This is a genomic window from Clostridium pabulibutyricum, from assembly GCF_058242705.1.
The window spans coordinates 151,888-160,123 of record NZ_JBZAYZ010000005.1; the positions used below are offsets into that span (position 1 = coordinate 151,888).

Sequence of the window (8,236 nt, forward strand, 5' to 3'; positions counted from 1 at the left end):
ATCAAATTTTAAAAAACTGGATAAAATGGAAAAATGATCTTTGCAGAAAACAATAGAAGAATTTTAGAAACTAGCTAATATACTAAAAAATAATATACTTTTTGCTCAAAATACTCAGAGTAATTTTTAAGTTTATAAAAATTAATGTAATATATACTAGTTACAAAGATGTACAAACTATTTATTGCGTCGTATAGTAAGATATTATTCGTAAAGTCATTCCATAGAAGGCAAAAATAATTAGATACATAAAGATAACTACTTTAATGATGAATATATAGAAATATTTTTCAGTACTATAAAGTATTGGTATGTTTTACACTAAAAGAAGCGTAAAATAAAGGAAAACGCAGAACGTGATATATTCTGATATGTAGAAATGTATAGCAATAAACATAGTTAATTTTACGAAAAATAATATATAATAGTGATTATGTAATAGTAAAAAATTTATAATTCTTAAGTGTCTACTTTTTCAAGAAATTCTTTTAAATTATATAAAAGAAAACATAATTTAAACATATTAGGAGGTGAACTATAGTGAGAACTTAATTATTTTTCTCACTAATATATTTATGAAAGATGAAGCTTTAAATATAATAGCCGTTATTTTGATATGCGTGGTAAATGTTTTAATTCAAAAAACTACTGATATTAGGTTTGTTATTGCTATAATAATATCGCTTGCAGTAGGTATTGTGTTTAGATTTGGCATTGGCTTTATTATAAATAAAAAAAATTAGTTCTACTTAGATATATATTTTTTGAATGCTTCCCTTTGTAAAACAAATTTTTAGTGGATTTATAGTTAACCTACTGATTAAAGATTATGTTAAGAATCTACTATAATAGATGCTGTGTCGGAATTCTTGATACCAATCTTTGTCGCAGGTATAATCTTTTGAGAAAAGTAAATAAATTGATTACCCATTTTTAAGAAAACGCTATAATCTTCCAATAAAAATATTATTGTAGAAACATTCCCACTAGTTGTATAATATCTTAATGTAATAAATGATGTTAGTATAAAAGTTTATTAACTATTAGAAATAATTAAATCCACAAGTAAACTTTTTGTAATATATGCTTCTGCTTATGGCTAGAATTCTTAGAATACTTAATGAATCATATTCATTATAGTATTCAGGTTATGGATATAATAATAGGATAAAAAATTTGATATGACATCGATAAAATAATAGCTTCTTTAAGAAGAATATTCTGATTGTAATTATATTTTATGTTCTCTAAAAAACTAATTGAAGAAATAACCACGGACTCCAGTCTTTGCAAATAACTTATGAGAAATATGATTTTTTTGAATAGATTTAGTATTATTTAGATTCCCTGTGTTTATATTTTTATGCTTTCCACATTATGTGTATCAATAAAAAAACTATTGAAGAATTCATTTAATTGCACATACCATAAAGGATCTATTAGTGGCAATAGGTGTTAAACATGTGGTAAATCTAAATTAATTTGTCTGTAGTGTTTTTTTCATTCGCTAAAGCTTAGGCTATTTTGTTATAGATAAGCACATCTTTACGATATTAAACAATATTTAACTATCAGACATCAACAAAATAAGGAGGAGGTTATCGAATAGAATTAAAATACAAACCCCATCATTGTAAATAGAGTGGTTTTCTAAAAAAGTTCATTTTCATTTTGGGATAGTTATGGTCTATCTCATGTACAATTATATCATATAAAGAAAAAAATGTCATATTAAAAGCTCGTTTGGATAACAATATCCATCCGAGCTTTTTTCAATTCTTAAAAAATTTTTCTGAGCTAGAAAACATTTTCTGCAACAAATATTACCTCCCTGGTGAGAGTCAGTGTGAAAGAGGAAAAGAGAAACAAAATTTTCTCCTTTCTCACTGGCTAAGAAAGGAGGTGATATTCTATGAAGCCATCTTTTTTCAGCAAAGTATCATTCGAAAAACTCAACTATCAGATCCATGAAGATTTTCAGACAACTATTCAATTCCAATTTGACTGTATGGCAAGAAAAGTAATGATACGTACTAAAAGTAATTGCTGCCGATCTATTGGTAGACGCAGTAAACATGAATATTTATTTTCAGAAATATCGGAATTGGAATTGAACAAGCTGCAAACCTCTGATTCATATCATTTAGATAGTCAGATTTATGAGATTTTATCACTTAATGTGGAAGTAGCTGACTGTCAGATTGCAGAGGCTCTAGATACTTTGCCAAAACGCAAACGTGATATCATTCTGATGTCTTACTATCTAGAGATGTCAGATGCAGAAATTGCAGATGAATTGGGTGTAAACCGTAGTACAGTATACCGTAACCGTACTAATGCATTAAAAATTATAAAAACACTATTGGAGGAGGAGTTATGAAGAAAACAAAGGAGTTGATTCCCTTTCCTATAATAAAAGCAGCAAGTGAGAGTGATGCTGTGGCAATTGAATATATATTGAAGCACTACCAAGGATATATTGCAAAACTTTCCACAAAGATGCTTACTGATGAATACGGTAATGGATATTATTTTGTGGACAAGTACATTCAAGAACAGATTACCACTGCCCTACTGAAAATGATTTTAAGTTTTAAAATCTAAACATATAAGGGCGTATGGATCACCAATACGCCCTAACTTTGAAATTGTCACTCTGTAAAAGCATATTGTCTATTTAAGTATGCTTTTACGGGTTGATAAAACCTATTTGTTCTTTGACAAAGAAAATGCCATCTGTAGCATAGCATAAAATAATCGGATACATTCAATATGTAGAGAGCCGGCGAACTGGAACGCCATGACCACTAAAGGGGGAAATAAAAAGTGAGCGATTATTCCAGTGATTCGCAAGTGACCTGTGGCAAGGTTGCTGTCATGACCTGCATATTGAGATAATGATACTCCCGCCTTGAACGTCTGCACGGCATTGGGCGGTATACCCATAAGCATGGGATAAGGTGAAAGTCCTGTGGAGCTTTGCCGAAGCCGTCCGATTTGTTGATTTTTTATATATTCAAAAGCAAGGAGGTTTTTAATGGATAAAAAATTAATTCGATACAGTATGCAAATTGCTATGCTAAAACAATTACTTTCCTGTAAGCTAATTTCAAAGAAGGAATATAATCTAGTTAAGAGCCGACTTATGAAAGACTATAAAATATTTTCTAATATAACAGCTTGAAAATGTATTATCTTATGTAGTATAATAATACTATAGAGTAGATACAAAGGAGAATGTTATATGCAGGAAGTTGAAGTTATAAAAGCAAGAAATGCATTGACAAAACGAATACGTGGGAAAACGATAGAACGTCTACGAGTTGCTGCTTACTGCCGTGTCAGCACAGATAGCGAAGATCAATTGAATAGTTATAAATCACAAGTCAGTTATTATACTGATTTGATTAATAAGAATAAAGAGTGGATTTTGGTAGATATCTATGCAGATGAAGCAATTACAGGTACACAAGTTGCAAAACGTGAAGATTTCCAGCGTATGATTAACGATTGTATGAATGGCAATATTGATATGATTATTACAAAATCCATTTCAAGGTTTGCCAGAAATACCTTGGATACACTAAAATATGTCCGTATGCTAAAAGAAAAAGATATCTCCATCTATTTTGAAGATGAAAAAATAAACACCCTTACGATGGATGGAGAATTGCTGCTTGTTGTACTTAGTTCTGTAGCTCAACAGGAAGTTGAAAACATTTCTTCAAATGTCAAAAAGGGATTAAAAATGAAAATGAAACGTGGAGAATTGGTAGGATTTCAAGGCTGTCTTGGATATGACTATCATCCAGAAGACAAGACTATTACTATAAATAAAGAAGAGGCGGAGATTGTCAAGTACATTTTCAAGCGTTATATTGATGGTGCTGGTGCTTCTGTGATAGGACATGAGCTAGAGAATCTTGGGTGCAAGACAAAATATGGGAGCTCAACATGGGCACCATCTACCGTTATTGGAATTATTAAAAATGAGAAATACAAAGGTGATTTGTTACTGGGTAAAACTTTTACTGTTGACCCTATTTCAAAAAGACGACTTGAAAATATGGGAGAAGAAGATAAGTTTTATATACGTAATCACCATGAACCAATTGTAAGTGAAGAAATCTTTGAAAAAGCACATGAAATCCTCAATAGAAGAAGTAAAAACAGAACAACAGTAGGTGTTGGAAAGAGAGAAAAGTACAGCAGAAAATATGCTTTTAGCTGTATGCTGAAATGCGGATTTTGTGGCAGCAATTTGTCAAGGCGTGTTTGGCATAGCAGTTCCAAGTACAGCAAGATTATATGGCAGTGCGTAACATCTACCAAAAAGGGCAAAAAGTTTTGTCCGGATAGCAAAGGTATATCAGAAAAGGCAATTGAGGATGCTTTTGTTGAAAGTTATCGTCTGCTATGTAGCGATAACAAAGATGTATTAAATGAATTCCTTCAAAGGATGGATGATACATTAAGCAGTAGTACTGTAAATAAGAAGCTTGCTAAGGTAGAAAAAGAGATAGGTACGATAGAAAACAAGAAGAATAAACTGGTGGATATGCTTCTGGAAGAAGTTATAGATAAGGATATGTATGAAACAAAATACTCTGTATTGATGGAAAAACAGGAACAGCTTTTAAACGAGCGTCAGAAGTTACAGGAAACGGCAGGTGATGAGAAGAACATTAAACGTCGTTTGAAAGAATTTAAGAAGACATTAGAAAAAAATGAAGCCCTAAATAAATTTGACCGATATGTTTTTGAAAGCGTTGTAGAAAAAGTGATAGTTGGCGGATATGATGAAGATGGCAATAAAGATCCAGCACAACTTACATTTGTATATAAAACAGGTATGAAAAATAATATGAACGGAAATAAATTCAAACCAAAGAGAAGAAATATTAAGGATGAAAATAAGACTGACAAATTGTGCTCCCATGATAATAACGAGGTAAATAAATTGTCTTCTCATAATAGCGTTGACACATGTGGAGACGGTAGTATTGATGTCAAGGGTAGAAAATTGAATGTACGGAAAACACAGTAATACTGGTGCTTCCGGGGTTTGTGGGCAAAATTCCGGTGCGCCGAAAACGGCGGAATATTGCTTTGAGGGAACAAGTCCAAAGGATTGATTTCGGTCGTGAGTGAACGATATTGATGTCAGTGCTCGGCGAGAGAACAGGATAGATGTTTCGGTGCTTTTGGGGCTGGTGTGTGAACAGAATTGATGTTTGTGAGTTTTGGCGTGTGCGTGGGAACAGGTCGTATATTAGTGTGTCGATAAGCGCTTGGGAGAGAAATATGCAGGGTACCATCAAAGAGACAATAGACAATTTAGGCAAAAATCACATGGCCGGATACTATGTGGAATCCATCTTTCAATTGCATAAGCTGATTCGGAATTTGATGCCCGAAGGGCAGAGCGGTGTGTATGAATATGTCAGGAATAATCATTACAATTTTTGGGATAAGCATCGGGAAAGCTTGAGTCACGAGGAAAAACGGGAAATTTACCTCCGAAACTTCCGTACGGACACGTTTTTAACGGGAATCAATACGGCAAACTATTTAATATTGATGGAAACGGCAGTCGTGTTGCGCCGATTATTTATGGACCAAAACAGGTGATTGCTGTTGTAGGAACGAATAAGATTGTAAAATCTGTAGATCACGCTATTTTGCGTACTCGCCAGATTGCCGCACCACTGGATGCAAAACGACTTCGAAAAGAAACTCCATGTACAACATTGGGCCGGTGTGTAAATGTCAAGTTCAAAATGTTGAAAAGTTCCAACATGAAAATGCATAAATATTCTATAGTAAATTTTAATTAATCATGGGTTCTTTCTTGCTGAATTAATTCATAAACATCTTTTGTCCTATACGAAGGTCCAATAATTTTTACAATATTTGAATGATGCAATAACCTATCTAATATTGCATTAGCTAAAGTTACATCTGAAAAAACATCTCCCCATTTACTGAATGGCTGATTTGTTGTTATTATAGTAGAATTATGTTCGTACCTCTTTGTTATAAGTTGAAAAAACAGATTAGCACCCAAATGGTCGATTGGAAGATATCCAATTTCATCAATAATCAATAATCTATACTTATTATAATGTTTCAATCTTGTCTCTAAACGATTTTCATCATATGCTTTTCTTAAATTTTGTATTAAATCGTGACAGGTAATAAAATATGTAAGGCATCTTTTACTTGCTGCTTCGACGCCTATAGCAGTAGCTAGGTGAGTTTTTCCAACACCAGGAATTCCATAAAATAATATATTTTCTCTATTTTCAATGAATCTTAATGAACATAGATCTTTAATTTGAATCTTACTAACAGAGGGTTGAAAGTCATAATCGTATTCATCAGCTTTTTTTATAAAAGGAAAACCAGCTACAGTGATTTGTATCTTCGAAGCCATTTCATTTTTATATTCTATTTCTTTATCAGTTAGATGCACAAGGGCATCTAACACTGAAGTTCCTTCCTTTACAACGGTATCTAAATAGTTCGGAACATACGAATACATTTTTTCTAATTTTAGTTTTTCTAGATTATTCAATAATTTTCCATACATTTAAATTTTCACTCTCCTAATAATATATCCATCATAGACATATTTTCTTTTATAAATTCATCTATTTTGGCATCGGTAAGATGCTTACAGGCATCAGATTTGAGTATTTCATGCATATGTGCTGTTTTATAATTATATTTATTTTCACTTAATGAGTGACATACAATAAAATCTTTATTATAATAAATACTGATATTAGCATCACATGTTTCGGTAATGTTAACTCTTGAACCAATATAGTTAGTAGGAACTGAGTATTTTTTGCTTTTGTAATTAACCATGGATTCCTTTGACACTTTATAGTCTTTTTTGCGGGAGACATATGATAACAAAGAATCTAATGGTGTCAATGGATTAAGATACTCTAGTTCTCTATTTAAGCGATTTAAAGGAGATTCATTTATTGCTTGGGATAATTTATTATTTACTTCCTGCATAAAGCTCTGTACTATCTCACTTAATTCATCATAATTCTCAAATTCACCATTATAAACAGTTAACCTGTTAGTAAGACGTGCTAGAGACTCTACTTTTCCTTTTGTTTGAGGCCTATACGGCTGGCAGGCTATGGGTTTAAAACCAGCATCATCAGCAAAATACCTGAATGTTTTATTAAATTCGATATTAGAGAACGTTGATTTAGTTCTATCTACTACTGTTTTCATATTATCAAACAATATTTCTTGAGGTATTCCTCCAAAATATCTAAATGCAGAAATCATACATTTAAATAGTGTTTTTTGTTCTCTATCTGTAGTTAACTCTAGATATTTTATTCTCGAATATCCAAGTACCATTAGGAAAATATTCACTTTAAATACTTCACCCTGTTTGCTTATCATACTTAAGTTTTCCTTCCAATCAACTTGAGCTTGCAATCCTGGGGTTGTTTCAAATCTAATAGTTGCCTTTTTAATTTCAAAACATTTATGTTTGTTTATAAATCCAGCTACTGTACTATATTTTCCTTTATATCCTTTCTTCTCAATAAATTTGTATATTGCCATAGCAGTTGCACCGTAATTATCTACTTTTTCAATAATAATAGATTTATAGTCATCTATAAGTGATCTATATACCCTTGATGATTTCTTAGGTTCAAGTTCGCCAGAACTGATTTTTAAATATCTATCTATTGTTCTTGAATCACAATTAAATCTTCGTGCTAATTCACTCTTATTCAATAAAAATTTCTCCTCTCTTGTGTATTTTTTTAGTTTATTATGTACATCTTTTCTCATTATAATTGCACCTACTTTATTAGAAATTCTACACAATTATACCTTGAAAAAGCTGCACATAAAAAGTGCATAAGTTCCTACATTTCCATGTTGGAACTTTTATGCACTTTCATATTAACATTTACAGAGGGGAATCGTTATGGAAAAAATAAATCAGCAAAGTAGTTGATTCAAGCTTTTGTGTCAAGCATTTTTGAAAATGTCCCAAAAAGTTTTAATTATTAGCACCAGTTTTTTGCTGGTGCTTTATTGTTTTGATGCTATTAATTTAAGGTATGGCAAACAAACCTTAGAAACAATTAATTTTTAAAAAATAATTTCGTAAGTTTTTTATGCTATTTTTTCTTTTTGTCTATGAACTTGCTTATTACAGTAACGTTCAAATGAAGCCTGTTTCCATGGA

The 8,236-nt window shown here is 31.5% G+C and carries 6 protein-coding genes and 1 pseudogene; 5 read left to right on the forward strand and 2 right to left on the reverse strand.

The window, feature by feature from the left end; genetic code table 11:
• The first annotated feature begins 1,912 nt into the window (after positions 1–1,912).
• The 5 genes and pseudogenes from AC4CVH_RS08040 (at position 1,913) to AC4CVH_RS08060 (ending at position 5,837) form a co-directional block, all read left to right on the forward strand.
• On the forward strand, positions 1,913–2,380 hold the full coding sequence (locus AC4CVH_RS08040) for an RNA polymerase sigma factor (RefSeq protein WP_490787234.1): 468 nt from the start codon (positions 1,913–1,915) through the stop codon (positions 2,378–2,380).
• Positions 2,377–2,604: a helix-turn-helix domain-containing protein gene (locus tag AC4CVH_RS08045; protein ID WP_490787235.1), complete on the forward strand. Its 228-nt coding sequence runs from the start codon at positions 2,377–2,379 to the stop codon at positions 2,602–2,604. Before AC4CVH_RS08040 ends, AC4CVH_RS08045 begins: the two co-directional genes overlap by 4 nt.
• Before the next feature lie 433 nt (positions 2,605–3,037).
• A complete protein-coding gene (locus AC4CVH_RS08050) occupies positions 3,038–3,184 on the forward strand; it encodes an SHOCT domain-containing protein (protein WP_490787236.1) in 147 nt (48 codons plus the stop codon).
• Positions 3,185–3,244: 60 nt separating this feature from the next.
• Positions 3,245–5,047, forward strand: coding sequence for a recombinase family protein (locus tag AC4CVH_RS08055; protein ID WP_490787237.1), 1,803 nt, complete (start codon positions 3,245–3,247; stop codon positions 5,045–5,047).
• Positions 5,048–5,304: 257 nt separating this feature from the next.
• A pseudogene (locus AC4CVH_RS08060) lies at positions 5,305–5,837 on the forward strand (lactate utilization protein).
• Here AC4CVH_RS08060 and istB read toward each other — a convergent pair.
• Both istB and istA read right to left on the reverse strand, forming a co-directional pair.
• Positions 5,834–6,592 (reverse strand): IS21-like element helper ATPase IstB, encoded by a 759-nt coding sequence (gene istB / locus AC4CVH_RS08065; protein WP_490787238.1) that lies wholly within the window; start codon positions 6,590–6,592, stop codon positions 5,834–5,836. The pseudogene AC4CVH_RS08060 and the gene istB overlap by 4 nt on opposite strands.
• Positions 6,593–6,600: 8 nt before the next feature.
• On the reverse strand, positions 6,601–7,833 hold the full coding sequence (gene istA / locus AC4CVH_RS08070; RefSeq protein ID WP_490787239.1) for an IS21 family transposase: 1,233 nt from the start codon (positions 7,831–7,833) through the stop codon (positions 6,601–6,603).
• Positions 7,834–8,236 lie beyond the last annotated feature (403 nt).

Coding starts and splice junctions, on each gene's coding strand:
- AC4CVH_RS08040 (WP_490787234.1), top strand. CDS start 1,913: ATGAAGCCATCTTTTTTCAGCAAAGTATCATTCGAAAAACTCAACTAT.
- AC4CVH_RS08045 (WP_490787235.1), top strand. CDS start 2,377: ATGAAGAAAACAAAGGAGTTGATTCCCTTTCCTATAATAAAAGCAGCA.
- AC4CVH_RS08050 (WP_490787236.1), top strand. CDS start 3,038: ATGGATAAAAAATTAATTCGATACAGTATGCAAATTGCTATGCTAAAA.
- AC4CVH_RS08055 (WP_490787237.1), top strand. CDS start 3,245: ATGCAGGAAGTTGAAGTTATAAAAGCAAGAAATGCATTGACAAAACGA.
- istB (WP_490787238.1), bottom strand. CDS start 6,592: ATGTATGGAAAATTATTGAATAATCTAGAAAAACTAAAATTAGAAAAA.
- istA (WP_490787239.1), bottom strand. CDS start 7,833: ATGAGAAAAGATGTACATAATAAACTAAAAAAATACACAAGAGAGGAG.